This is a genomic window from Chryseobacterium sp. JV274, from assembly GCF_903969135.1.
GTDB lineage: Bacteria > Bacteroidota > Bacteroidia > Flavobacteriales > Weeksellaceae > Chryseobacterium.
This window is the reverse complement of sequence record NZ_LR824569.1, coordinates 2,339,136-2,363,110: the sequence shown is the minus strand read 5'-3', so window position 1 is coordinate 2,363,110 and position 23,975 is coordinate 2,339,136. Positions and strand designations below refer to the sequence as shown.

The 23,975-nt window shown below is 36.6% G+C and carries 25 protein-coding genes; 9 read left to right on the top strand and 16 right to left on the bottom strand.

The window, feature by feature from the left end:
• The first annotated feature begins 41 nt into the window (after positions 1–41).
• Positions 42–470 carry a winged helix-turn-helix transcriptional regulator gene (locus CHRYMOREF3P_RS10985; protein ID WP_077418905.1) on the top strand — a complete coding sequence of 143 codons (429 nt, stop codon included), beginning with the start codon at positions 42–44 and terminating at the stop codon, positions 468–470.
• A gap of 55 nt (positions 471–525) precedes the next feature.
• Here CHRYMOREF3P_RS10985 and CHRYMOREF3P_RS10980 read toward each other — a convergent pair whose 3' ends face one another.
• Positions 526–1,578, bottom strand: coding sequence for an NAD(P)-dependent alcohol dehydrogenase (locus CHRYMOREF3P_RS10980; RefSeq protein WP_077418906.1), 1,053 nt, complete (start codon positions 1,576–1,578; stop codon positions 526–528).
• A 23-nt stretch (positions 1,579–1,601) separates the two neighbouring features.
• A complete protein-coding gene (locus CHRYMOREF3P_RS24155; RefSeq protein WP_232539107.1) occupies positions 1,602–1,817 on the bottom strand; it encodes a cupin domain-containing protein in 216 nt (71 codons plus the stop codon).
• 319 nt (positions 1,818–2,136) lie between these two features.
• Between CHRYMOREF3P_RS24155 and CHRYMOREF3P_RS10970 the strand changes: the two genes are divergently transcribed.
• The 3 genes from CHRYMOREF3P_RS10970 (at position 2,137) to CHRYMOREF3P_RS10960 (ending at position 4,924) form a co-directional block, all read left to right on the top strand.
• Positions 2,137–3,039 carry a helix-turn-helix domain-containing protein gene (locus CHRYMOREF3P_RS10970; RefSeq protein ID WP_077418908.1) on the top strand — a complete coding sequence of 301 codons (903 nt, stop codon included), beginning with the start codon at positions 2,137–2,139 and terminating at the stop codon, positions 3,037–3,039.
• 133 nt (positions 3,040–3,172) lie between these two features.
• Positions 3,173–4,510 (top strand): carboxylesterase family protein, encoded by a 1,338-nt coding sequence (locus tag CHRYMOREF3P_RS10965; protein ID WP_180564628.1) that lies wholly within the window; start codon positions 3,173–3,175, stop codon positions 4,508–4,510.
• Between the two features lie 246 nt (positions 4,511–4,756).
• Positions 4,757–4,924, top strand: a complete 168-nt coding sequence (locus tag CHRYMOREF3P_RS10960; protein ID WP_175627285.1) for a hypothetical protein — start codon at positions 4,757–4,759, stop codon at positions 4,922–4,924.
• A 133-nt stretch (positions 4,925–5,057) separates the two neighbouring features.
• Here CHRYMOREF3P_RS10960 and CHRYMOREF3P_RS10955 read toward each other — a convergent pair whose 3' ends face one another.
• From CHRYMOREF3P_RS10955 to lpxK, 6 genes are all read right to left on the bottom strand, one after another.
• Positions 5,058–6,530, bottom strand: coding sequence for an alpha-amylase (locus CHRYMOREF3P_RS10955; RefSeq protein WP_180564627.1), 1,473 nt, complete (start codon positions 6,528–6,530; stop codon positions 5,058–5,060).
• A 44-nt stretch (positions 6,531–6,574) separates the two neighbouring features.
• Positions 6,575–7,672 (bottom strand): DNA polymerase IV, encoded by a 1,098-nt coding sequence (gene dinB / locus CHRYMOREF3P_RS10950; RefSeq protein ID WP_077418911.1) that lies wholly within the window; start codon positions 7,670–7,672, stop codon positions 6,575–6,577.
• A gap of 186 nt (positions 7,673–7,858) precedes the next feature.
• Positions 7,859–8,311 carry a GNAT family N-acetyltransferase gene (locus CHRYMOREF3P_RS10945; protein ID WP_077418912.1) on the bottom strand — a complete coding sequence of 151 codons (453 nt, stop codon included), beginning with the start codon at positions 8,309–8,311 and terminating at the stop codon, positions 7,859–7,861.
• Positions 8,312–8,403: 92 nt separating this feature from the next.
• The gene (locus CHRYMOREF3P_RS10940) at positions 8,404–8,919 is read right to left on the bottom strand and encodes a TlpA family protein disulfide reductase (protein ID WP_180564626.1); all 516 of its coding nucleotides are present in this window, start codon (positions 8,917–8,919) and stop codon (positions 8,404–8,406) included.
• 118 nt (positions 8,920–9,037) lie between these two features.
• Entirely contained in the window at positions 9,038–9,853 is an 816-nt protein-coding gene (locus tag CHRYMOREF3P_RS10935; RefSeq protein WP_180564625.1) for a purine-nucleoside phosphorylase, read from the bottom strand.
• A complete protein-coding gene (lpxK, locus tag CHRYMOREF3P_RS10930; protein WP_047386127.1) occupies positions 9,837–10,862 on the bottom strand; it encodes a tetraacyldisaccharide 4'-kinase in 1,026 nt (341 codons plus the stop codon). Before lpxK ends, CHRYMOREF3P_RS10935 begins: the two co-directional genes overlap by 17 nt.
• A gap of 109 nt (positions 10,863–10,971) precedes the next feature.
• Here lpxK and truA point away from each other — a divergent pair, with 109 nt between their 5' ends.
• Positions 10,972–11,703: a tRNA pseudouridine(38-40) synthase TruA gene (truA, locus tag CHRYMOREF3P_RS10925; RefSeq protein ID WP_180564624.1), complete on the top strand. Its 732-nt coding sequence runs from the start codon at positions 10,972–10,974 to the stop codon at positions 11,701–11,703.
• Between the two features lie 265 nt (positions 11,704–11,968).
• Entirely contained in the window at positions 11,969–13,726 is a 1,758-nt protein-coding gene (locus tag CHRYMOREF3P_RS10920) for an ABC transporter ATP-binding protein (protein ID WP_077418916.1), read from the top strand.
• A gap of 94 nt (positions 13,727–13,820) precedes the next feature.
• Here the strand turns inward: CHRYMOREF3P_RS10920 and CHRYMOREF3P_RS10915 are convergent, their stop codons facing one another.
• The 4 genes from CHRYMOREF3P_RS10915 to CHRYMOREF3P_RS10900 are packed head-to-tail and all read right to left on the bottom strand — an operon-like array spanning position 13,821 to position 16,336.
• Entirely contained in the window at positions 13,821–14,435 is a 615-nt protein-coding gene (locus CHRYMOREF3P_RS10915; protein ID WP_180565773.1) for a class I SAM-dependent methyltransferase, read from the bottom strand.
• A complete protein-coding gene (locus tag CHRYMOREF3P_RS10910; RefSeq protein ID WP_180564623.1) occupies positions 14,435–15,025 on the bottom strand; it encodes a hypothetical protein in 591 nt (196 codons plus the stop codon). Before CHRYMOREF3P_RS10910 ends, CHRYMOREF3P_RS10915 begins: the two co-directional genes overlap by 1 nt.
• Positions 15,015–15,485: an RNA polymerase sigma factor gene (locus CHRYMOREF3P_RS10905; protein WP_047386138.1), complete on the bottom strand. Its 471-nt coding sequence runs from the start codon at positions 15,483–15,485 to the stop codon at positions 15,015–15,017. The genes CHRYMOREF3P_RS10910 and CHRYMOREF3P_RS10905 overlap by 11 nt, the downstream gene beginning before the upstream one ends.
• Positions 15,485–16,336: an alpha/beta fold hydrolase gene (locus tag CHRYMOREF3P_RS10900; RefSeq protein ID WP_180564622.1), complete on the bottom strand. Its 852-nt coding sequence runs from the start codon at positions 16,334–16,336 to the stop codon at positions 15,485–15,487. Before CHRYMOREF3P_RS10900 ends, CHRYMOREF3P_RS10905 begins: the two co-directional genes overlap by 1 nt.
• A gap of 367 nt (positions 16,337–16,703) precedes the next feature.
• On the opposite strand from CHRYMOREF3P_RS10900, the gene CHRYMOREF3P_RS10895 reads away from it, so the two are divergent.
• A complete protein-coding gene (locus tag CHRYMOREF3P_RS10895; protein WP_180564621.1) occupies positions 16,704–17,201 on the top strand; it encodes a GNAT family N-acetyltransferase in 498 nt (165 codons plus the stop codon).
• A 10-nt stretch (positions 17,202–17,211) separates the two neighbouring features.
• On the opposite strand, the gene CHRYMOREF3P_RS10890 is transcribed toward CHRYMOREF3P_RS10895, so the two are convergent.
• Complete coding sequence (locus CHRYMOREF3P_RS10890; protein ID WP_077418920.1) at positions 17,212–17,886, bottom strand: DUF4919 domain-containing protein; 675 nt, start codon at positions 17,884–17,886, stop codon at positions 17,212–17,214.
• A gap of 220 nt (positions 17,887–18,106) precedes the next feature.
• Here CHRYMOREF3P_RS10890 and CHRYMOREF3P_RS10885 point away from each other — a divergent pair, with 220 nt between their 5' ends.
• A complete protein-coding gene (locus tag CHRYMOREF3P_RS10885) occupies positions 18,107–18,322 on the top strand; it encodes a hypothetical protein (protein WP_077418921.1) in 216 nt (71 codons plus the stop codon).
• 60 nt (positions 18,323–18,382) lie between these two features.
• Here the strand turns inward: CHRYMOREF3P_RS10885 and CHRYMOREF3P_RS10880 are convergent, their stop codons facing one another.
• Together CHRYMOREF3P_RS10880 and CHRYMOREF3P_RS10875 are read right to left on the bottom strand one after the other, a co-directional pair.
• Complete coding sequence (locus CHRYMOREF3P_RS10880; RefSeq protein WP_077418922.1) at positions 18,383–19,675, bottom strand: MFS transporter; 1,293 nt, start codon at positions 19,673–19,675, stop codon at positions 18,383–18,385.
• Between the two features lie 106 nt (positions 19,676–19,781).
• Complete coding sequence (locus tag CHRYMOREF3P_RS10875) at positions 19,782–20,534, bottom strand: DUF3575 domain-containing protein (protein WP_077418923.1); 753 nt, start codon at positions 20,532–20,534, stop codon at positions 19,782–19,784.
• 167 nt (positions 20,535–20,701) lie between these two features.
• Between CHRYMOREF3P_RS10875 and CHRYMOREF3P_RS10870 the strand changes: the two genes are divergently transcribed.
• Positions 20,702–22,786 (top strand): TonB-dependent receptor domain-containing protein, encoded by a 2,085-nt coding sequence (locus tag CHRYMOREF3P_RS10870; RefSeq protein WP_180564620.1) that lies wholly within the window; start codon positions 20,702–20,704, stop codon positions 22,784–22,786.
• Between the two features lie 63 nt (positions 22,787–22,849).
• Here the strand turns inward: CHRYMOREF3P_RS10870 and CHRYMOREF3P_RS10865 are convergent, their stop codons facing one another.
• On the bottom strand, positions 22,850–23,851 hold the full coding sequence (locus CHRYMOREF3P_RS10865; protein ID WP_077418925.1) for a T9SS type A sorting domain-containing protein: 1,002 nt from the start codon (positions 23,849–23,851) through the stop codon (positions 22,850–22,852).
• Positions 23,852–23,975 lie beyond the last annotated feature (124 nt).

Sequence of the window (23,975 nt, the reverse complement as noted above, 5' to 3'; positions counted from 1 at the left end):
TACTTACTTTTATACAAGTACTTACCCTAAAGTATGTAGATATGACCGCAATCAAAGAAAGTTCAACCATTCAGGAAAACAGAAAGACAGTGCAGGATTGCCCTGTAATGTATGTGATGGAAAGGATTGGAGGATTCTGGAAACCCATTATCCTGTTTAATCTTTCCACAGGAGAAAAAAGATACAGCGAATTGAAAAAAGCAATTCCTGCCGTAACGGAAAAAATGCTCATTCAACATCTGAAGCAATTAGAAATAGATGGATTGATTATCAGAACTGCAAAACCCGTAATACCGCCTCATGTTACTTATAAACTGAGTGAAGCAGGTAATGAGCTGGCTCCTGTTATTGATGCCATGGCAGCATGGGCTTTTCAGGATATGGAAAGAAATGATATCAAATGCACTGAAGGAAATAAATATATCGTGAATCAGGATCAGAATGCTTTTAGCCAAAATCTTAAAAAATAAAAAAACAGGCGCTTCAATCCGAAGCACCTGTTTTTGTTAATATTCTTCAAAAGAATTATAAAGACTGCATATCAATGACGAAACGGTATCTTACGTCACTTTTCAACATTCTTTCATAAGCTTCGTTGATGTCCTGCATTTTGATCATTTCAATTTCTGAAACAATATTATGTTCTCCACAGAAATCCAATAATTCCTGAGTTTCAGCAATACCACCAATTACTGAACCTGCTACAGATTTTCTTCCCAAAATCATAGGAACAGTGTTCAAAATAGGTTCCAGACCTCCCAGATATCCCACAAGAACATGAGTTCCATTGATGTTTAAAGTTGCCACATATGGATTTACATCATGTACATACGGAACGGTGTCAATGATCACATCAAATTTTCCTTTTACAGCATCCATTTGTGCTTCATCAGTAGAGATGACAACATGATCCGCACCCAGTTGTTTTGCATCGTCTGTTTTTCCGGGAGTTCTTGAGAATAAAGTAACTTCAGCTCCCAATCCTTTTGCCAGCTTAATCGCCATGTGGCCTAAACCACCCAGTCCTACAACAGCTACTTTAGAACCAGGACCTACATTCCAGTGTTTTAAAGGTGACCAGGTTGTAATACCTGCGCAAAGAAGTGGTGCTACTGCTGCAAGATCAAGATTTTCAGGCACTTTTAAAACGTGGTGGGAATCCACAACTACTTTTTGAGAATATCCTCCAAAAGTATGACCTCCCAAATGTTTATCTTTTCCATTGTAAGTTCCCGTGAAGCCATTTAAGCAATACTGCTCAAGATCATGTTGGCAGCTGTCGCAATGTCCGCACGAATCTACGATACATCCAACCCCGGCAAGGTCACCTACTTTAAATTTGGAAACATCGCTTCCTACTTTAGTAATTCTTCCTACAATTTCATGTCCGGGAACTACAGGATACAAAGATCCGCCCCAGTCATTTCTTGCTGTATGAAGATCAGAGTGGCATACCCCGCAGTATAGGATTTCAATTTCTACATCCTTTGAGGTTACTTCTCTTCTTTCAATATTCATTTCTTTCAGATCTGCTGTGGTAGACTCTGCACCATAAGCTTTTACAGTGATTGTACTCATTTTTATATTTAGTTTATTTAGGTTTATAAATTGTTATATTCTTCATCCGTTACAGGCTGCAGCCATTCTATAACCCCGTTTTGAGTGTTGGGATTGATCGCGATATGGGTAAATTCACTGTCCGGGTCGGCACCATGCCAATGGATGATACCGGGAAGAATATTGACGATATCTCCCGGGTTCAAAATCTGTACAGGTTTATCTTTTTCCTGGTAGTATCCTGTTCCTGAAGTTACAATTAAAATCTGCCCGCCGCCATGAGAATGCCAGTTATTTCTGCATCCTGGTTCAAAAATGACATTTCCTATCTGGCAGTTCAGGTTGTCTTCATTGGGTTTCAGGATGTGAACCCACGCCGTTCTCCGGAGAAATAATCTGCAGGAGCTTTTTCCCCTTTTGGAAAGGTGGTTGTATTAAAAGTTTGCATAACGATACAAAAGTCGAAACTTTCCGGTAAACCACACTTATACAGATTACCGAATTACTTACCAATTTTACAGACCCTATTTCAGTTACATCAGAAAGTGGTAATTTTGAATAGTAATAAAAATATACTTCATGGAAAATCAGGAGGTTGAAATCTATAATAGTGTTTCGGAATACAATAAAATGGCCAATCATGAAACTCTGCATCCGCTGGTAAGTGTGATCGATTTTTCTAAATCTGATCCTATCTGCCAGCATAAAAGAAAATTTGGGTTTTATACCGTTTTTCTGAAAGATGTAATGTGTGGAGACATGCAGTATGGAAAACACAGCTACGATTATCAGGAAGGAACATTGGTGTTTATTGCCCCCGGACAGACCTATGGAATTTATAACAAAGATAAATATGTTCAGCCCGCAGGTTCAGCATTAATTTTCCATCCCGATTTGATAAAAGGAACAAACTTAGGTAAGAACATTAAAGAGTATTCCTTTTTCTCATATGATGTACACGAAGCCTTACATCTCTCTGAAAAAGAGCGGGAAATCATATTGGAATGCTTTAAAAATATTAAACTGGAATTGGAGCAGGCTATCGATAAACACAGCAAATCTTTAATTGTAAATAATATTGAGCTGTTTCTGAATTACTGTATGCGTTTTTATGACCGTCAGTTTATTACAAGAGATCATATCAATCAGGGAGTGATCGGCAAATTTGAAAATCTGGTAGATGATTATTTAAAATCTGAAAACCCTAAAAATATCGGTTTCCCAATGGTGAATTACTTTGCAGAAAAACTGAATTTATCTGCTAATTATTTCGGAGACCTGATTAAAAAAGAGCTGGGAATTTCCGCTCAGGAATTTATCCACAACAAACTTATTGATATTGCCAAAGAACAGATTATGGATCAGGCAAAAACAATCAGTGAGATTTCCTATGATCTAGGATTCAAATATCCACAGCATTTTACAAGACTCTTCAAAGCAAAAGTGGGTATTTCTCCAAGTGAATACAAAATCCTGAACTAAGATCTTTTAACACGAATAACACTAATTGTTTCACAAATATCACTATAACAATTAGTGGATATTAATGCTTTCATTTGTGCAATTTGTGTTTAAATAATTAAATTTAAAGAGAAAAGTTTTCACCATTGTAAAGATGACACCAAATCAGCAAGAAACCTTTATTTTTGATACCCGTTTCGGGAGAATTATAGCATTGAAAGAAGAAGGAATTATCAGGGCTAAAAGTATCCGCTATGCCCATTCTGAAAGATTTCAAAAACCTGTTGCTGCAGAATCTTCATCATCAAATATTGTTGCTCCTGAAAAAACTCCGGTGTGCCCTCAGACTTTAAGTCCGCTTGTGGAAAAAATGATTGGAGCTACTCCTGTTGACAGTTTTGAAGCTGATGAATTTACACAGTATCTTTCAATTACCCGTCCTGAAACAGTTTCTGAAAATGAAAAACTTCCTGTTATAGTTTGGATTCATGGAGGATCTCATGAAATAGGCTGTGGTGATCTTGCCACTTCAGATCCCTCCGAATGGGTGAAAGAACAGTATGTCATCGTTGTTGCTGTTTCGTATCGATTGGGATTATTTGGCTTTTTGGGCGGAGATGAAACCAGGCCTGCTAATCTTGGACTCCTGGATATGATTGAAGCATTAAAGTGGATAAAAACCCATATTGCAGATTTCAGTGGAGATGAAAATAATATCACCCTTCTCGGGCAGTCTTCAGGAGGTGATGCGATTGCTCATTTAATGATTTCTGAAGGAGTGGAAGATTTATTTCAGCGTGTTATTATCCAGAGTGCGCCTTTGGGGTTACGCCATCAAAGACAGAAAATGGCCGCAGAATTTCTGAAAAAAACAGAAGCATTGAAAGATGAAACTGACGTGTTAAAAATGATGGATGAATACGGAAAATTTTTACCATCCATCATCAAATACGGTCTGAAAGCTGCGATGCCTTTTGGTACTCAATACGGATGTTTTCCTTTATGTAAAGAAGAAGAATCAGTGGGAATGTGGAAAAAGAATGCTATGAAATATGATGTGCTGATTGGTCTGAATAATAATGAAACTGCATTTTATCTCAAAACTTCTGAAGCTTTAAATAAATATTTTGGAACAGGGCTGGGATTAAAAATCATGGATAAAACTGTTGAGAAAACTACAGAATTTATCTATGGAAATCCAGCGAGGCGGTTTGCTGAAAACCTGGCTGATGCTGGCGGAAATGTTTATCTGTTCAGAATTTATTCAACATTAAAAGACAATCATATCGGAGCTTCTCACTGTATTGATCTTCCTTTGATCTTTGGTAACGAATCTGCGTGGAAATCTTCTGAAATGTTGAAAGATATCCCCTGGAGCCGTATTCATGAGAACGGTAAGAAACTGCGGGCTCTCTGGGCAGAATTTGCCAGAACCGGAAAAATTGCTGATACATCCGAAAAACCGGAAATCCTGGAAATCCGTAAGATGTAATTATATTTTTTCCATTGAAAAATCCTTTATATTAATACATATCCGAACTGAAGATGTAAACATTACCTTTTTAAAGGATGACAAAAAATCAATGAATTTTTGACGGATTATTTAGCTCTGTTTTTACTACTATATTATGATGTTATTATGGGTTATATATACTAAATCAAGTAGTTAGTGTTGAATATTGATTCGTAATTATAATTTTTAATGTATATTTAATTAGTAAACCATAAAATAATAATTATGAAAGCAAACAAAGATTTCAAAGTGAAAAAACTTAAACGTGAGGAACTGAAAAGTATAAAGGCTGGAGATCTGAATTGGGGTAAAGTATGCTGTACTTCCACCGAAGACGGGCAATGTTGTGAATGGGCTACAGATATTTGGAATTGCCGATACATCTATTGCTAATCTGCAGATCCTCATAAACTGAAAGAGGCTTCTAATGAGCGAAGCCCCTTGTCAAGGTTTTAAACCTTGACAAGGGGCTTATTCAGAATGACACTTTTGAGACAACTTCTTATATTTTTATTGAAATTTAATCTTATTCGGGAATCCAAACGCTTACATTTCCTGCCGGAACAAGGAAATTTCCCCATCCGTTTTCATCAATGGTTACTTTTTCTTTGAATCGTTTCAAAAGATCTTTAAATTTTTTACCAGTGTAAAGCTGTCCCACTTCCATAGGCTTGTTGTAAGCATCCTTATTGCTTAATACTACAGCACAACCTGAATGTTCATCATCACCCGTACGAACCCATCCAAGACAATTAGCATCCTCAAAATAATCCTTCTGGTCTCCATAAGCATGCTCTTTTCTGGCTTTTAATAACTCTTCTATTCCATCTACTTTAGGCATAAATATCTCCTGATCATGACCTCCGCGATCTTTATCCACATAATGGGCGCCATACAAATCAGGATAAAAAACGCATGGATATCCATCTTTTCTCAATAAGATTAAAGCATAAGCAAGAGGTTTAAACCAGGATTCTACGGGAGCTTCAAGGTCCTGGAGCGGCTGGGTATCATGATTGGCCACTAAACTTACAGCATGCATAGGATCTGCCTGAGTAAGAGTTTCATCAAAAATTCTTCGGAGGTCATAAGAACTTCCTTCTTTTGAAGCATTATGAAAATTATTTTGAAGAGAGCTGTCAAAAAGACTCATACAGCCTTCCGTCACCTCAATATACTTTTGAAGCAGATGAAGATATCCGGGAGCCCAGTATTCTCCTACAGCGAAGATATTTTTTCCGGAATTGGAACGAAGCATTGTGAGCCATTCTTTATAAAAATCGAACGAAATATGCTTCAAAGCATCCAGTCTGACTCCATCAAAATCAGTCTGATCAAAATACCACTTTGCCCAGCGATTGAGTTCTTCCCGTACAAAAGGATTCCGGTGTTCAATATCATTGTACATCAGGTAGTCGTAATTTCCTTTTTCGTCGTGAATCATTTCCTCCCAATCATTTCCATATTCAGACTGTATTTTATAAATGTGGGATTCCATACCTTCTGCGTAATCTACACCGCTGAAACAGGTGAAATTCCATTCAAAATCAGAATATTTTTTTCCTCTTCCGGGAAAGGTGAATTTGGTATAAGACTCGATTTCAATAATATCAGAAATTACTTTTTCTCTGTTTTCCTCATCTACTTTTACCACTTTGAATTTTTCCAGTTCATCACCTCCGGCTTTGTGTCCCAGAACAATATCTACAATCACTTGTATATTTTGTTTCTTTAGGGTTTTAATGGCTTTTGTATAATCGTTTTTAATACCATATTTTGTAGGTATGGTTCCCTTCTGGTCAAATTCTCCGAGGTCATAGAGATCATACGCATCATATCCGGTAGAATAACCGCCATTTGTTCCTTTATAGGCTGGAGGAAACCATACAGAAGTAATTCCAAGTTTTGCTAAGTATCTGGCCTGTTTTTCGGCTTCTTTCCACAATTTTCCGTCTCCTTCAGAATACCAGTGGAAAAACTGAATCATGGTTGGGTTCATAAATTTACTGATTTGGTTGATACAAGGTAGCGAAAAAATATGACCTACTCATTTTCAAATTCCTCAAACGGGATTTTTAGTTGAACGGAAACTTGTTTTTTTTCTTCCGTATTCAGTTGAGAGAGAGACAACCCGAGCAGGCGTACAGCTTTATCGAAAGGGCGGAGTTCCCATAGTTTTCTTCCCGTGCTGACGTACTGTTCTGGTGACGAGAAATAATCTTCCCTGGTGATACTCCTTGTGAAAAGAGAGAAGTCTTTATATTTTATTTTTAAAGTTAAAGTCCTTCCAAGAATATTATTTTTCTGCAATCTCTGATGAATTTCCTGAGCAAGGCTTTCCAGTTTTTCATTGATCTGCTGTTCATCCAGAAGATCTTCAAAAAAAGTTCTTTCCACCGCCACACTTTTCTGGATCCGGTGAGGTTTTACTTCAGAAGTATGAATACCGCGTACTACATTGTAATAATGTTTCCCGGACTTCCCGAAAAGTCTTACCAGATCTTCAAGAGATCTTTTTTTTAAATCTTTTCCTTTATAAATTCCTAAACTAAACATTTTGTTAGCGGTAACTTTTCCAACGCCGTAAAATTTTTCTACAGGCAGTTCTTCCAGGAAATGCTCCATTTTATCAGGATGAATTGTTTTCTGGCCATTCGGTTTATTGATGTCTGAAGCCACTTTAGCCAAAAACTTATTGACTGAAATTCCTGCAGATGCCGTAAGACCCGTCTGTTCAAAGATTTTCTGACGGATTTCTTTGGCGATCAGGTTGGCAGATTCCATTCCTTTTTTATTTTCGGTGACATCCAGATAGGCTTCATCCAGAGAAAGAGGTTCTACCAGATCAGTATATTCATAGAAAATCTCCCGGATTTTTTTGGAGATCTCTTTATATCTGGCAAATCGGGGAGGAACAAAAATAAGATGCGGACATTTTTCTTTTGCGGTTTTGCTGGGCATTGCAGAACGTACTCCATATTTTCTGGCTTCATAGCTTGCTGCAGCAACTACACCGCGATGCTGCCCTCCAACTGCAATAGGCTTGCCTTTCAATGCAGGATTATCATGCTGCTCCACAGAAGCATAGAATGCGTCCATGTCAACATGAATAATTTTACGAAGTGGCAAAGAAAAATCCATATACAAAGATATGGATTCCTTTATTTACGGTAAATTATTTTAAGAAGGGAAGTCTGAAGCTGGGAGAAGTAAGTTAATGAGGACGATATAAAAATTGAATGTCCATTTATTGAAAATTAAAAAAAACTGATTATTAATTGCACTGAAATTACTTCCATTCTCGATCTTCCTGCTTCCATCGTTTTACTATTTCAGTCTCATGGTGAGAAGATGAGGTTCAAAACCTGCTTTTTCATAAGCTTTTATGGCAGATTCATTTTGAGCATATACATCAAGTCTTACTTCACTGATTCCCCTTGATTTTGACCAGGCAATAAGCTCATCTGTAATCACTTTATTGATGCCTCTTCCTCTATACTCCGGCTTTACATACATAAACCCCAGATAAGAATATTTCTCAAATTGATTGTAATATTTTTCTGACTTTTTGATTAGGGCATATCCTGATGCAACGATTTCGTCATTCTCTTCAGCAACAATTACCGTTGCTTCCTGAGACTGTATCAGATATTTTAAATCATAATAATGAATTTCTCCTTCTATAAGTGTACTGTTGAAGGGTCTTTCGGCAGTAACAACTCCCTGTTCAAATTCTAAAAGGATCTCTAAATCCTGTTCTGTGGCTTCTCTTGTGATCATGATGTTATTATATATCTTAAATTTTAAAACTCATTGAAAAGCAACGGTTTCAATGAGTTTTTTATGTTTTTTTGAAGGAAAATAGATGAAAGTTATTTTAAAAGTTTATCTATAGTTTGTTGAAGTTCAGGATCTTCAGGAGATATTGCATAATATTTTGCAATAGAAGATTTCTGATCAATCACCATATATCTTGGAATCCAGTTAAGATCCATATAATTATTAAAATCATTTTTCCACCCGGAAGCAAACCAATAATTTTCTTTGTGTTTCATGTCAAATCTTTCAAGACTTTTTTCAAACCCTTCTTTTGAACGGTCTAATGATAAAAATACAAAATCTATATTCTTGTTATTTTCTTCTAATTCTTTAGCTTTTGGTAGAGCATTTAAGCAATCCCTACACCATCCTGCCCAAAAATCAATGACCAAAACTTTTCCTTTATGGTGGTCAAGAATCTGCTGAACTGTAATGGATTTTCCCTCTTCATCTTCCAGTTTCTGTTGTAAAGCTTCTTTTGAAAACCCTGTTTTAAGAACAGCAGGTACTTTTTGTGAATAACTTATTCCAAAAATACCCATCATAAAAATTACTATCAACTTTCTCATTTTGTACAATTTCATGTGTACAAATCTAAACAATGAATTGCAATCTGAGATTGATTTCTGCTGAATTAGGAAAAATTTATAATATTGATGGCTTCTATGAGAATATTTGGATGATTTTTTATTGGTAATTTCTAATCAAACCTTTAACAACAGCAATTACATTGGGCATCGCTTTATTGGCTGCATTTAAAACTTCTTCGTGAGAAACGGCCAAAGCAATATCGGGTCCGCCAAGGTCTGTGATGACCGAAATACAGAATACATCCATTTCCATATGCCTGGCAACAATGACTTCCGGAACGGTACTCATTCCTACCATATCTCCGCCGATCGCTTTGATCATGCCATATTCAGCCGGAGTTTCAAAAGTTGGTCCCTGTAAGGCAACATAAGTTCCCTGATGGATTTTAATATGATGATCTGCAGCTGCTTGTTCTGCCACAGCAATCATTTTTTTGTTATAAGGTTCGCTCATATCCACAAAACGTGGTCCAAGCTCATCTATATTTTTTCCACGAAGCGGATGTTCAGGCATCATGTTGATATGGTCTTTCAGAATGACAATATCTGCCACGCTGTAAGCTGGATTTACGCCGCCGCACGCATTGGAAAGAATAAGATTTTGAATGCCCAGTAAATGAAAAACTCTCAGAGGAAAAGTCACAGTTTCCATAGAATGTCCTTCATAATAATGGAAACGGCCGCTCATCATCAGTACTTTTTTCCCTTCCAGGAGTCCATAAATAAGTTTTCCGGTATGTCCGGCCACTGTAGTCTGTGGAAAATGGGGAATGTCTTTGTACTCTAAAACATGGATTGGTTCTACTTCATTTTGCAATTTTCCCAATCCGGATCCTAAAACAACCGCAAAATCAGGGGATTCCTGAATAATATTTTTAATAAAATCTGCGGTCTCTTTAATTTTTTCTAACATAATCTAAGATGATTTGATTGAATTCTTCTTTCTTATCAATAAGTACATTGATAGGCCAGTAGTAAACAATATCTCTAAGATAGTCAAAAGTTTTCAGACGTACATAGTCTTTCTCAGTGGTTAATATCAGCTTATATTCTCCTAATTTTTTATACTCGGCAAGGATTTTTTTAATATCATCATCCGTGAAATTATGATGGTCTCTAAACTTTAAATGTTTCACCCTTTTTGAGAATTTTGCCAGATGTTCCAGAAGCGGTTTAGGATTGGCAATTCCGGTGATCAGTAAAATATCGTAATAATTCAGGTTGTTATCCGGAAGCATTTTATCTTTTCCGTATACATTTTCGTCATAACCAATGGATGAAAAGAAAACTTTCTGTCCGTAAGAAGGTCTTATTCTTGAGATATAATATCTTTTTGTTTCTTCAGTAAGTTCATCAGGACATTTGCTTACCATGATGATATTTGCTCTTTTATATCCGGCTCTTGATTCTCTCAGATCTCCGGCAGGAAGAACATAATCCTTGAAAAAAGGATCATTAAAGTCAGTCATCAGAATATTGAATCCAGGCTTGATCGCTCTGTGCTGCATAGCATCATCCAATACGAGAACTTCAAGGTCCATATCTTCAATTACTTTTTTGGCTCCGGGAACACGTTCTTCTGAAACAGCAATGACAAAACGGTTTTTAAAACGTTCAAAAAGCTGCATGGCTTCATCACCCACCATTTTGTAGTTGCTTTCATAGTTGGTTACTTCATAGCCTTTTGTCAGCCTTCCATAGCCTCGTGAAAGTACTCCGGTTCTGTAATGTTTGGATAGATATTGGGCAAGATACATCACCATGGGTGACTTTCCGCTACCACCCACAGAAAGGTTTCCGACATTGATTATCGGAGTTTTGAATTTTGTCGACTTAAAAATTCCCAGATCATACATTGTGTTCCGGATACCCGTTACCAAATGATAACCAAGGGAAAAAGGATAAAGGTACCATCTTTTCATACGATTGCAAAAATAGGAATTTTCGTAAGCATTTGGTGCAACATTCTCAAAGACTTTTCAACAAATATTTCGTTAAATTAAAGTATTTTTGTGGAGTTATTACAATACATTGAGATACTTTATTGAATTTTCTTACAACGGGAAGAATTATTTCGGCTATCAGATACAGCCGGATGCCATTTCTGTGCAGGAAGAACTGGAAAAAGCACTTTCCACAATTTTAAGGGAAGAGATTAAAACTACAGGAGCAGGAAGAACTGATACCGGAGTTCATGCCAAAAAAATATTTGCCCATTTTGATACTGAACATGAAATAAATGATCAGCTTCCACGCAGGCTGAACAGTTTTCTTCCGCCTGATATTTCCATTAAAAGGATTTTTCCGGTAAAAGATGATTTTCATGCCCGTTTTGATGCTACATATAGAACCTACGAATATTATATCTCACTGGAAAAAAATCCATTTACCCAAGAATCTGCCTGGCAGCACTGGAAAAGGACTCTGGATATTGATGCTATGAATGAAGCCTGCAAAATTCTTTTTGAATATGAGGATTTCACCAGTTTTGCGAAATTAAAGACAGACAATAAGACCAATATCTGCAAAATGTATAAAGCGGAGTGGGAGCAGAACGGAACAGAACTTAAATTTACTGTTTCAGCTAATCGTTTTCTCAGAAATATGGTTCGTGCTATTGTTGGAACAATGGTTGAAATAGGAACCGGAAAACTGAAACCGGAAGATCTTCGTACAGTAATTGAAGATAAAAACCGTAACGCAGCAGGAACTTCAGCACCGGGACACGGATTGTATCTGGTGGATGTGGGATACGAATTTTAAAATTTTCATCAATTCGTCATAGAAATAGTTTAATTTCAAGAAGAGTTCAGATTGTCTGAAGAGTTTTTATTGTTGATGGTGTTTTTGGCTCTTATGTCATTAATGGAGAAACAGGCGAAGAAAAGAATGCTTAATATATTCATATTGTAAATGGTAGGTATCTGAAATTTTCTATGACGATTTGCAAAAGTTGTAAACGCAGTCCGGTTATAAAGTCTTATTTTTGCATAGAATTTTATTTTAATTCTTTCTTTCGATTCGTACAATGAAAAAACAAGATACCTGGGAGATTATAAAAAGGCTGTTCTTTATCGGAATGAAGTTCCGTTCATGGTTCATCCTTACTCTTATAATTTCTATATTCCTTTCCATTGTTTCTACTTACAGGCCGTATCTTACTATGCAGGTGGTGGATAATGATATTACAAAGCTCCATGATAAGGCTTTGATGATGAAGCATATCTATATCCTTGTAGGATTGGTGTTTGCTGAAACGATTTTAAACTTTTTCCTGGTTTATTTTTCAAATTTTATCTCACAGAATGTAATCAGGGATATCAGAGAGCGGTTATATGCTAAGCTGATTTATTTCAAAACTTCATTTTTTGATAAAACCCCAATCGGGCAGCTGGTAACGCGTGCGGTAGGAGATGTGGAAACAATTGCTACAGTATATACAGACGGTTTCCTGATGGTTTTCGGGGATATACTGAGAATTCTGTTTGTACTGATTATGATGTTCAGCACCAATGTTCACCTGAGTTACATTACGCTGGCTATTTTACCTTTAATGGTAGTCATTACAAGATTTTTTCAAAAAAGATTGAAGAAAGCTTTTGGAGACGAGAGAAACTGGACTGCCAATCAGAACTCTTTTGTTCAGGAAAGACTGGCGGGAATGTCTATTATTCAGGTATTCAACAGACAGGAATCTGAATTTAAGAAATTTGATGATATTAATGTTACACTAAAGGGAGCATTACTGAGAACCGTATTTATTTTCTCGCTGTTCTTTCCTGTAGTGGAACTTATTTCTTCATTATTCATAGGATTTATCCTTTTCTATGGAGGATATATTACAATCAGTGCAGGGGTGGTGATTGCCTTTATCCAGTATATTTCAATGCTGATTCGCCCTTTGAGACAGATTGCTGACCGTTTCAACAATATCCAGCGAGGAATTGTGGGAGCAGAAAGAGTATTGGGATTAATGGATGAAGAAAATGCAATGCCGAATAACGGAACGGTGAAGAAAGATCACTTCGCCGGAAAAATTGAATTCCAGAAAGTACATTTTGCCTATGATGAAAAACAGGAAGTTCTGAAAGGGATTGATTTTAAAGTAAATCCGGGAGAGACAGTAGCTATTGTTGGTGCAACAGGTGCCGGGAAATCAACCATTATCAGTTTGATTACAAGATTGTATGATATCAATTCCGGAAATATCCTGATTGATGATGTGGATTTAAAAGATTACGAGCTTTATAATCTGAGAAGTCATATCGGAGTCGTTTTACAGGATGTTTTCCTTTTCCATGGAAGTATTTTTGAAAACCTTTCCTTTGGAGACGACAGTATAACTTTAGATAAAATAAAAGCTGGTGCCAGAGAAATTGAGGTAGATCAGTTTATCCAGCAGCTTCCTGGCGGATATGATTATGTAGTGAGCGAAAGAGGTTCATCAATATCTTTAGGCCAGAGACAATTGCTGTCTTTCCTGAGAGCCTATTTATCGGATCCGAAAATTTTAATCCTGGATGAAGCAACGTCTTCCATTGACCATGAAAGTGAAAAACTTATCCAGAGAGCAACAGAAAAAATTACAAAGAACAGAACCTCCATTATTATTGCCCACAGGCTTTCCACCATCGAAAAAGCTGATAAGATCATTGTGATGGAGCATGGTAAAATTGTAGAAGAAGGGAAGCACCTTGAGCTTTTGGATAAGAACGGATATTATGCTACTCTTTACAAAGCTCAGCTGCGTCATGAAGTGGAATTGGAAGAAGAAAAAGAGTCATAATCCATAAGCAACTATTTCAAAGTTCAGATAAACAATAAAGAGAGTCATCAATGACTCTCTTTATTTATTTTTTAAATAGAATATATACGAATACTTAATGCTTTTTAAAACTGCAGAAAACAAAATTCTGAACGGTCTCAAAAGGAGTGGTATGATCTTCAGTAATACACTTTATTTTTGTAAAAGTTTTTTCAAATTTTTCATACAATGATCCTTCATCATACTGTTGAATATCCAATCCGCTGCATTTGGCAGGACCGTTTTTAGAAAAAGTTCCAAGGATAATAAAGTTATTAACATTCTTTTCCGCAATATCAACATATTTTGAAACCTGTTCCGGAGTTGTCAGAAAGTGAAAAGCAGCTCTGTCATGCCAGATATCATAGGTTTCCGTTGGGTTGAAAGCGATAATATCGGTTGCAATCCATTTTACTTTACCGGCAGCATCTCCCAGTCTTTCCTGTGCTTTTTCCAGCGCTTTGGCAGAAATATCAAGTACTGTAATATCCTCATAGCCTTCTTCAAGAAGAAAATCAACAAGGTTGCTGTCGCCACCGCCGATATCGATAATCTTAGCATCTTTTCCCAATCCTGAGGATTTGATAAAGGTAAGTGAGGTCTGAGGTTTTTTCTGAGTCCAGCTTACCTGGTCAGGATTTTTGGTTTCGTATACGTTTTCCCAGTGATTTTTGTTGTCAGAAGAACTCATCATTCTTTTAATTGATTATTGATCTCTTCAAATTTATTAATTAATTCGTTAAGTTTTCCCTGTTGTTTCTTTATTGTTTTGGGCCTTAAATAAAACCAATTGAAAGCAATCCATGCGAATGTTACCACATAAGCCAGCATGCCTGAACCAAGTGTCATTCTGGACGTGTATTCATACATGTAAAAACATATTCCCAGAGACAGCATAATAAAATATAAGTTGAGTATGGTGGTCTGCATAAATTTCTGCTTACGCTTTACCACATATAAACTCTGGAGATATTCATTGTTCGACTGGGTCTGATCAATTTTGTAAAAAACCATAAACATTTTATTATAGGCAAAAAGGAACATCACCATGGCCAGAATGACAAGTACAATCCCGATTTTTGTAGTAATCATCTGAGGCTGGAAACGATACCAGATATAAATAATTATTAATGAGGTGGTGATTAATGCAATATTAGCCAGGATCAGTTTACGCAGATTTTGATTTCTGAATTTTCTCAGCTTTCCAAGAAGCTCTTCCAGATTGGGTTTGTTGGAAGTCTGCTGTTTCCATATATTTTTGAAATTGATATTAGTATCCATTTTCTCTAAACTTTTGTGTTAATTTTTCTTTTATCCTGTGAATTTTCACCCGTATGTTGGATTCTGAAAGCCCTACGATATGTGCTATTTCAGCCTGTTTTACCTCTTCAAGCTCCAATGAAATAATAATCCTGTCCGTTTCCGGCAACTCCGAAATAAACTGATACAGCATTTGTATCTGAGGTTCCATAGATTCCTGCTTTTTTTCTTCCAGATTAATAGGCAGATCGGTTTTGGTAAATTTCTTTTCCTTTTCAATCTGTCGAAGGCAGTTATTAGAAGCAATTCTGAAGATCCATGTTCCTATGCTGGATTCATTTCTGAATTTCGGAAGCTGCTGCCATACAATGATAAATGTTTCCTGGGCAAGGTCCTGAGCGAGATCAGGATCATTCACATATCCCATACACAGACGGAATATCCTTTGCCAGTAGAGTTCGTATATCTCTTCAAAAGCCATTATTTCGCAGATAAAAAGTGAGTAAGCTGAGTAAAGTACCAATCCTTATCATCGTACATGATGAAGTGTAATCCTTTTGAAGCATACTGCATATTGGCATTTTTTAAATTTTTGTACTGGCCTTCAATAGTAGGTTTCAGATTGGCAAAAAATGATTCCAGAAGAATAAGAGAGGGACATTGTATATTTTTTATTTTATCTCTCAGATCAGTATTAGAAAAATCGCAGTACATTTTAGCGAATGTTTTTCGGTCAGATTTCATGCTCCAGTTGATCACCGTTTCCAGCATAGAAGTATCTGCCAGAAGACGCGGCATAGTCTGTGTCTGCATTTTGCGGAACTGATCATCGCTCATCGCGGTCAATTGAGTAATGGTAGAGGAACAGTCATTATTTTCTTTAGACGTAAAATTAGGATCAGATATTGCAGCCAGGCAAGGAAGTGTGTCTACAATGACGATTTTTCCTGCCAGCTCAGGATAATCTGCGGCAATAGCCAGGGCAAGACCGCCTCCCATACTGTGTCCGATGATAATAGGTTTGTCAATTTTATTATTCTTTATATAAGCAGCAATCCCTTTTTCCCAATCTTTAAAGCTGGCGTCTGCCTGTGGTTTTGTTCCCGCAAATCCAGCCATCGTTAAAGTATAGCAAGTGAAGTTTTTTTCAAATTTTGCAGTCGTTTCGTTCCATATGTCTCCAGAAGAAGCAAACCCTGGAATAAATAGTAAAGACTGATTTCCTTTTCCGGTTTTCTTTACTTCAAACGGATACACTGTTTCCTGACCGAATATATTGCATACCGCTAAGAAAAATAACATGATAACAAGAAGGAATGTGAATTTTTTCATGATTTCTAAAGTTTTAAGGTTTATTTGTCTTTTAGAGACGAACCCTTTTAAAATGTTACACAAAATTTCATTTTTTTTCTGAAAAAAAATAAAAAATTAATAGAATGCTTATAATGAGTGATTTACAGGTGTGTAATTGATTGGTGTTTACCAGCAAGATACTTTGATTATGCCAATTATAAAAGCTGTAAGAGATATGAAATGAAATCTTTAAAAATAAACATTTTGCCCTATATTTACAGAATATGGATGGATTTGGTAAACTTGTTGAATCGGGAACTTTAGTATCAATAAAATAAGAACCCAAAACTACTTCTAAAAAAAAATTGATTTAGAATGACATCCGTGATCAATAAATTTGTAAAAGATGAATTTACCACCATACACAGATTTCCCTACAATAATCGGAGAAAATATTATATTAAGAAAAATCGAACCCGCCGATGTCTTTGATATTATTTCGATTTCATATTATGATGCAGTAGCTGCTGTGGGTATAACTGAAGCAGTAGCAATGCAAGATAAGATTAATGCTGATTATGATAAAGGAGATTCTATACATTGGGGAATAGCAGATAAGGTTTCCAATAAAATTGTAGGAACTTGTGGATATTATAGAGGACTGGATCAAGGCGTGGGAGAGCTAGGCTGTGTGCTTCTTCCGCAGTATTATGGGAAGGGATATATGACACAAGCAATTAAATTGGCTGTACAATTTGGGCTGGAGACTATAAAGCTCGCTCAGGTAGGAGCAATCACTTCTAATGATAATGAAGGCGCAATAAAATTAATGAATCGGCTGAACTTTATAAAAGTTGCAGATCTGCCTGATAATGAAATTGAATATCAGTATATTAAGCCCTGATTAGAACAGATTAATCTAATATTTTCCCATAAAATCTACTGATATCAAAATAAAATCCCGGGATTTTGTATTTGTCTTTTTCAAATTCCTGATAATCACATTTTCCATTATGGCTTTGTGCCTTAGTTTCCATTTGGAACCTGTTCAAAAGTACATATTCATCAGTAACAGAAATAACGTGAAACCCCGTCTCACATTTCAATCCATCACCTGAAGTGAGGATAGCGTTTAATAATCCGTGGAAATTCCCAGCGATTTTTTCAGCAGTGGCGTCGTCTTTATTTAAATGATACAGATACGCAAGATAATTCATGGCACGAAGATCCAGCGGGTTTTCATCTAAAGCATCCAGAAATAGCTGTATTCCTTTGGAAAGATCTTTTTGTGAAATGCCTTCCCCACGATAATATTTGGAAACCTCTTCAGCCTTCTTCCCGATTTTATAGGGCTGATACTCCTTTTGAAAGGTATAACCGAAGTAAAGGTGACGGTATTGGCTGCTTGTAAGGAGCGTATCATTCTGTTTTAATCTTTTTAAAAGCTTCGGATAATAGAACTCTGAGTTTTTATCCTCAATATTTTTTTGAATTAAAGAATAATCAGGTGCCTTAAATTCCATTTTTTGTGCAGACAGGAAAGTAAGCAGTGTTAAAAAGAATAAAGTGAAAAATGCTTTAATATTCATGGTTTGTATAAAGTTTTTGTGATTTTTTGATGATCTAAAAATACGGAATATGCATTAATAAGATAAAAGTTTACGGACTGTTTGTAAAAAAAACAATAAAATGTTGTCAAAGTGTTATTTTGTGTCGATAAATTTACTAACTTTATTCGGAATTTAAGAGGTTACCCCTGATATTCAAAGGGGGTACATGTAATTTTTAACTAAAAAACTTAAAATATTAATGAATAATAGTATCCAAGATGAATTTAAAGTCTTCAGAGACGAATTGAAAAAGTTAAATATCGAAGTACAGAAAGTTGTAAAAGTAGGAAACGGAAGTATGGATTTCCACGAGGTTTTCTATAAATCGCCGAGGTATGAAGAGGTAAAAAGTATCTATGTTCAGCGTCATAATCTGGACAATATGATTGAAAAATTTAAGCAAGCCTATCATTAAGAAATAGAAAGTGCGCCGCAGAGAATCTGCGGCGCACAGTTTTTATAAAGCGGTATAATATTAGTCTTTATCGAGGGTAGAAGTTTCTTTTGTATCCTTCATTCCGGCATAAACGATCAGGGAAAATAAAATACATCCAGTAATATACCAGTAGAAATAACTTTCTGTTCCTGTCTGTTTAAACCATAGGGCAATATATTCTGCTGTTCCTCCGAAAATAGCTACTGTGAGTGCATAGGGAAGTCCTACGCCCAGCGCCCTGATCTCAGAAGGGAAAAGTTCTGCTTTTACAACGGCATTAATGGAGGTGTACCCGCTGACAATGATCAGGGATGCCATAATCAGGAAAAATGCGGTCCACATTGAAGTTGTGGTACTTAAAGCGGTGAGAAGAGGTACAGTGAATAACGTTCCCAAAATTCCAAAGCCTAAAAGAAGCGGTCTTCTTCCGATTTTATCAGATAACGCTCCAAAAACAGGCTGCAGGCAGGCAAATATAAATAATGAAATAAATGAAATAAGGGTAGATTGCTCTTTAGTCAGATGAACGGTGTTCACCAGGAACTTTTGCATATAAGTGGTATAAGTGTAAAACGCAAGAGTTCCCCCTAATGTCAGCCCAATTACCGTAAGCAGAGCTTTGGGATGCTTGAGAAGTTCTGTTACCGTTCCTTTTTTCTTTTCACTAAGTTCTTTTTTATTCTCAAATGCTTCGGTTTCATGAAGATTGGCTCTTAAGTATAAAGCGATAACAGAAAGTAATGCTCCAATAACAAAAGGAATTCTCCATCCCCATTCTTCAAGCTGGGCCTCTGTTAAAAGAAGTTTCTGTAAGATCAGCTGTATTCCCAATGCAATCAGCTGACCACCGATCAGAGTTACATACTGAAAGCTAGAATAAAATCCCCTTTTATCTTCCGATGCCATTTCGCTGAGGTAAGTGGCAGAAACTCCGTATTCTCCTCCCACACTCAAACCCTGCAATAATCTGGCGACCAGTAACAAAGCAGGAGCCAGGATTCCGATGGTTTTATAGGTAGGAGTAAGGGCAATCAGCAGAGATCCGAAGGACATCAGTAATACAGAAAGTGTCATCGCCTTTTTTCTTCCGATCTTGTCCGCAATACTTCCGAATATCCAGCCTCCAATGGGACGCATCAGAAAACCTACTGCAAATATTCCTGCCGTATTCATCAGCTGTGCATTCAGGTCAGAATCCGGGAAAAATGAATGTGAAAAATAAATAGCAAATGCAGCATAGGCATACCAATCATACCATTCTACAAGATTTCCTATAGATCCGCCTATGATGGCTTTGATTCTTTGACCGGTAGTGATAGAGGATGTATTCATAAATTATTATTGTTTCAGACAAGTTTTTTGACATCCAAGATACAAATTTCAGAAAAAAATAAACCGTTCTGATATCAGAACGGTTATTAGTATAAGTTGTATGTTTTTAAAATCTGTACCCGATAGAAAGTCCGCTTCTGAAGCCTGCCCATGGACCGTCCACTTTTATTTTGGCTCCATTGGCGTTGGTTTCCACGGTGTAATCTACAAAAGGAATATCCAGATTTTCTATTTCTTTTTTTAATTGAGCCTGCATATCCGGAGTCAATGCATAATCTGAGGTCATTATAAAATCACCTTTTCCGCTTCCGTAGTGAGCGCCAGCAATCCAGAAATCGAGAACAAGATTTTGACTTCTGGTGAGAAAGAATTGTACACCAACCATCAGACCTCCACTGTTTCCTTTGGTATCTCCCTGGCCTTTAAGGGGAATTTGATAGGCAATTCCATTTGGGCCATTATAATCATAATAAAAATCAAAAGTATTGGAAGTGACACTTGAATACCGATAATAAGGTGCAAAATAAAATCCTTTTCCATAGCCTTTACCGATATAAAATCTGGGTTCTATGGTGAAGTTGGTAGCTTTTACCCTAAGATTTTGAAATCTTTTCTCATCTTCATCTTTCAGAAAGGCATTGATGAATGGTACTTTCCCTTCAGGCATTGTTCCGAAACCTATGTTTACCGAAAGCCATTGGTTGATGACCCGCTCATAAGACAGGTTAATGTTTCTGAAAGCATAGGCTGTAACATTGGTCTTGATGATATTCATCTTTTCTGCCGAACTGTTTTGGGCTTCCTGAGCTCCTAATACTGAAAAAAGAAAGCACGGAATTAATATGAATGCTTTTTTCATGACTTTACTATTTTGTGATGTTAAATAATACCAGCAAAAAACGGGCTGTATTTAACATAATAATTAGAATTTAAAGAAAAATTATTGTTAAATCCTGAATATTAGCCATCATCAATGTAATACACATCGGGAATTGATTGTCCTAATAGTATAATTCATCTTTTGATATGAAAAAAACTATTTATACCATATTCTTTCTTTGCGGAACTTTTGTTTTTGCCCAGGAGAAGAAAAATGATACAGCCGATGTTGCAGCAACAAAAGAAATTCAGGAAGTTATTTTAAAATCACAACGTAAAAAACAGTTTGCTGATAAGGCCGTTTATACTTTTGATAAAGAAGCATTGGAAAGAGCACGCTATGCAAAAGATCTGCTTCGTACCCTTCCGGAATTGCAGCTGGATCCGGTAGCGAATACCATTACCAGCACTAAGGGAGGAACTACACTGTTTTTGATCAACGGGATTGAAGCTACAGATATGCAGATCAGAAGTGTTGCACCCAGTGAGGTTGTGAAAGTTGAGTATTATGATATTCCGCCGGCAAGATGGGCAACAAGGGCAGATACTGTAGTTAATATTCTGACAAGATCCACAGAAACAGGATATGTGTTCGGGGCAGATGTTTCCACGGCTTTGAATACAGGATTTGTGAATGGTTCTGCCTATGCGAATTATACAAAAGGGAAAAATAATTTTGGGCTTGAATATTCTCTGAACCTGAGGGATTATGATGACCGAAGAGTAAACAGTATTTATGATTACCAGCTGAACGGAAAGCATTATCGTTCTGATGAAAACAGGAAAGATCATTTCGGGTATACTTTCCAGAATGTTGCTTTACGCTATACGAGACTTGTTCCTGATAATTATGCTTTTCAGGCCAAACTGAATATGGATATTTTCAGCAGATTTTCAAAAGGAGTGGGGCAGAGTACCTTTAGTGAAGATGATCTGAAGGAAGAACATGCAATGTTTAAAAATAATGGTTCAGATTATGTGATTCCTAAGCTGGATCTTTATTACTCCAAAAAGATTGGTGAAAAAGATGAGCTGAGCATTAATGTAGTAGGTTCTCATTATACAACCAATACTTCAGAAACAGCGAAGGAGTGGATTACAGGTTCCGGACTTTCGGTATATGATAATGATATGATTTTAAAGGCAAAGCAAACGAGCCTGGTGGGAGAACTTGCCCATACTCATGATTTTAAGGCAGGAAAACTTTCATCCGGATATCGTATTTCAAGGTCTTCTATTTCCAATGATCTGAATAACCTTGCCGGATATTCTCAATACAGTGTCAATTATTTGGAACAGTATTTTTACACAGAGTTTGCAGGAAAAGTTGATAAATTCAGCTACCGTATCGGAGCTGGTCTAACGAATATCCACAACAAAAGTGCAGAGAATACTTTTGATGAATGGACTTTTACTCCGAAGGTTATTTTAGCCTATCAACTTAAAAACAATCAGAATCTTCGTTTTACAGCTAGCTATAATCCGGTAAGCCCATGGAGTAATGCTTTGAGCAGTAATGTGGTGCAGCTGGCTCCTAATATTGTCCAAAGAGGAAATCCCTTTTTAGAATCTCAGCAGGTATTTTCTAACAACCTGACCTATTCTTTTAATAACAAGTTCTTTGATTTTAATGCAGGTTTATTTTACCGATATACCAACAGGGTAATCAATCAGTATTATGTTCAGGATGATATATTGGGAGGTTATGCGCTGACTTATGAAAACGGAAAAAACGGACAGCGGTACGGAGTGCAGCTTACAGGATCTTATAAACCTTTTGGGAATAGCCTGCTTGTAATAAAAGCTGTGATTACGCCTACTTCTGAAACGGTAAAAACCAGTACTGGTGCTCTGATTAAGAATGATTATTTAGGAAATTATTTTTCGCTTTCCTCAGAATATAAATCCTTCTCAGTTCAGTATCAGTTCAATATTCCGGTGTATAGTCTTAGCGGAGCTTTCCTGAACACGAACGAAAATCAGAATAATATTTTTGTAAGTTATAAACACAAGAACTGGACGTTTTCCACAGGCATGTACTGGATAGGGATGCCTTCAGAATACAAAACGAAAAGTTTACCGGAAAGCTTAGTGGATTATAAAGTTCATACTCAGATTATGAATAATAAGTCAATGTTTGTATTAGGACTGAGTTATGATTTCTCTAAAGGGAAAAAGACAGAGATTCAGCGGAAGCTTAACAACGAAACAGCTCCTGCAGCTACTTTTTAAAAGCAATTTTGAATGTTAATAAGAAATCCCCGCTCATTTGTAGGAGCGGGGATTTTGTTTTTATTATTTCTTGATGAATTTTGTATTCTTTGTCTCTGTAGTATTTTTCCCACTGATCTCAATGAAATAAGACGCTGGTGGAAGATCTGAGATTTGAATATTTCCGGATTTTACATCTGATGTTTTTACCAGTTTTCCGTCCAGACTGTAAATATTTGCTTTGGAATAATTATCGGTATTCCCTTTGAAACCGATAAAGTCCTGTGCAGGGTTAGGATAAACCACTAAGTTTTCTTTTTTTACTGCATTGCTGCTTGTAGCCAGAAATGCTTCGTTTAAAGCTAGTGCAGTGGCTACTGTCTGGTTGATACTTAACAATGGAACACTGATATTTCCGCTTGTAGAATTTAGCAAAGCATATCTGTGAGAAGCATCGTAATAAGCATAGGCTGTATTGGTAACTGTTCCGATAGGGTTGGCATAAATAATATCAAAAGATGCATATAGGTTAAAGTTCTGTGTGTATTTTACTCTAAGAACATTACTGTATGTTTGATTACCTATAATCAGAGTTCCATATGCATCAGCAATGGCAGCCATTGTACCGCTGAACAATCCGTTGGCAGAAGACGATGAGAAAGTTCCTTTGGCTGTATCATTTTGGGCAGGTCCGTAGGTCAATGGATAACTATTATAGGTCCCATTATCCACGTTAAAATTTAAAGTTGCCTGTGGGTTTACAATTCCCGTGATTTCCAGTTTAGTAGAAGACGCTTTGTAATAAACAGTTGTTGCCCCATCTGCCATTTTAATAGTTGAACCTGGAAAAGTCGATATTTCCGTAGAAGTAGGAGTAGAATAAGTCGTTATTGACGAAACTCCCATGATAAGACCTCCATTTGAAAATGTAACGTTAGCTCCTGTTGCGGAGTTGTTTACCACTCCGGTTACATGATTGTAATTGACAAGGTTTCCGGAAATAGGGTCATTGGCTGCTTTTGTAAGCGTGATCTGCGCAGAAAACATTGCAGAAGCTCCTAATAAAAGGAGTAAAGTTTTTTTCATAGTCAAGATTTTTTTTGTTAAAAATAATTAAAAAATAGTATCAAAATGTTAAATTTATTTGTTTTTGATTAAATTTTTAATAAAAACGCCTGCTGATCATATCAGCAGGCGACTCTGTGCGTTA

Coding starts and splice junctions, on each gene's coding strand:
- CHRYMOREF3P_RS10910 (WP_180564623.1), bottom strand. CDS start 15,025: ATGGATACTAATATCAATTTCAAAAATATATGGAAACAGCAGACTTCC.
- lpxK (WP_047386127.1), bottom strand. CDS start 10,862: ATGAAAAGATGGTACCTTTATCCTTTTTCCCTTGGTTATCATTTGGTA.
- CHRYMOREF3P_RS10970 (WP_077418908.1), top strand. CDS start 2,137: ATGGAAAATCAGGAGGTTGAAATCTATAATAGTGTTTCGGAATACAAT.
- CHRYMOREF3P_RS10945 (WP_077418912.1), bottom strand. CDS start 8,311: ATGATCACAAGAGAAGCCACAGAACAGGATTTAGAGATCCTTTTAGAA.
- CHRYMOREF3P_RS10965 (WP_180564628.1), top strand. CDS start 3,173: ATGACACCAAATCAGCAAGAAACCTTTATTTTTGATACCCGTTTCGGG.
- CHRYMOREF3P_RS10915 (WP_180565773.1), bottom strand. CDS start 14,435: ATGAGTTCTTCTGACAACAAAAATCACTGGGAAAACGTATACGAAACC.
- CHRYMOREF3P_RS10980 (WP_077418906.1), bottom strand. CDS start 1,578: ATGAGTACAATCACTGTAAAAGCTTATGGTGCAGAGTCTACCACAGCA.
- CHRYMOREF3P_RS10905 (WP_047386138.1), bottom strand. CDS start 15,485: ATGGCTTTTGAAGAGATATACGAACTCTACTGGCAAAGGATATTCCGT.
- CHRYMOREF3P_RS10865 (WP_077418925.1), bottom strand. CDS start 23,851: ATGAAAAAAACTTTACTCCTTTTATTAGGAGCTTCTGCAATGTTTTCT.
- CHRYMOREF3P_RS10920 (WP_077418916.1), top strand. CDS start 11,969: ATGAAAAAACAAGATACCTGGGAGATTATAAAAAGGCTGTTCTTTATC.
- CHRYMOREF3P_RS10940 (WP_180564626.1), bottom strand. CDS start 8,919: ATGAGAAAGTTGATAGTAATTTTTATGATGGGTATTTTTGGAATAAGT.
- CHRYMOREF3P_RS10885 (WP_077418921.1), top strand. CDS start 18,107: ATGAATAATAGTATCCAAGATGAATTTAAAGTCTTCAGAGACGAATTG.
- CHRYMOREF3P_RS10935 (WP_180564625.1), bottom strand. CDS start 9,853: ATGTTAGAAAAAATTAAAGAGACCGCAGATTTTATTAAAAATATTATT.
- CHRYMOREF3P_RS10900 (WP_180564622.1), bottom strand. CDS start 16,336: ATGAAAAAATTCACATTCCTTCTTGTTATCATGTTATTTTTCTTAGCG.
- CHRYMOREF3P_RS10955 (WP_180564627.1), bottom strand. CDS start 6,530: ATGAACCCAACCATGATTCAGTTTTTCCACTGGTATTCTGAAGGAGAC.
- CHRYMOREF3P_RS10880 (WP_077418922.1), bottom strand. CDS start 19,675: ATGAATACATCCTCTATCACTACCGGTCAAAGAATCAAAGCCATCATA.
- CHRYMOREF3P_RS10960 (WP_175627285.1), top strand. CDS start 4,757: ATGAAAGCAAACAAAGATTTCAAAGTGAAAAAACTTAAACGTGAGGAA.
- dinB (WP_077418911.1), bottom strand. CDS start 7,672: ATGGATTTTTCTTTGCCACTTCGTAAAATTATTCATGTTGACATGGAC.
- CHRYMOREF3P_RS10985 (WP_077418905.1), top strand. CDS start 42: ATGACCGCAATCAAAGAAAGTTCAACCATTCAGGAAAACAGAAAGACA.
- CHRYMOREF3P_RS10870 (WP_180564620.1), top strand. CDS start 20,702: ATGAAAAAAACTATTTATACCATATTCTTTCTTTGCGGAACTTTTGTT.
- CHRYMOREF3P_RS10895 (WP_180564621.1), top strand. CDS start 16,704: ATGAATTTACCACCATACACAGATTTCCCTACAATAATCGGAGAAAAT.
- CHRYMOREF3P_RS10890 (WP_077418920.1), bottom strand. CDS start 17,886: ATGAATATTAAAGCATTTTTCACTTTATTCTTTTTAACACTGCTTACT.
- CHRYMOREF3P_RS10875 (WP_077418923.1), bottom strand. CDS start 20,534: ATGAAAAAAGCATTCATATTAATTCCGTGCTTTCTTTTTTCAGTATTA.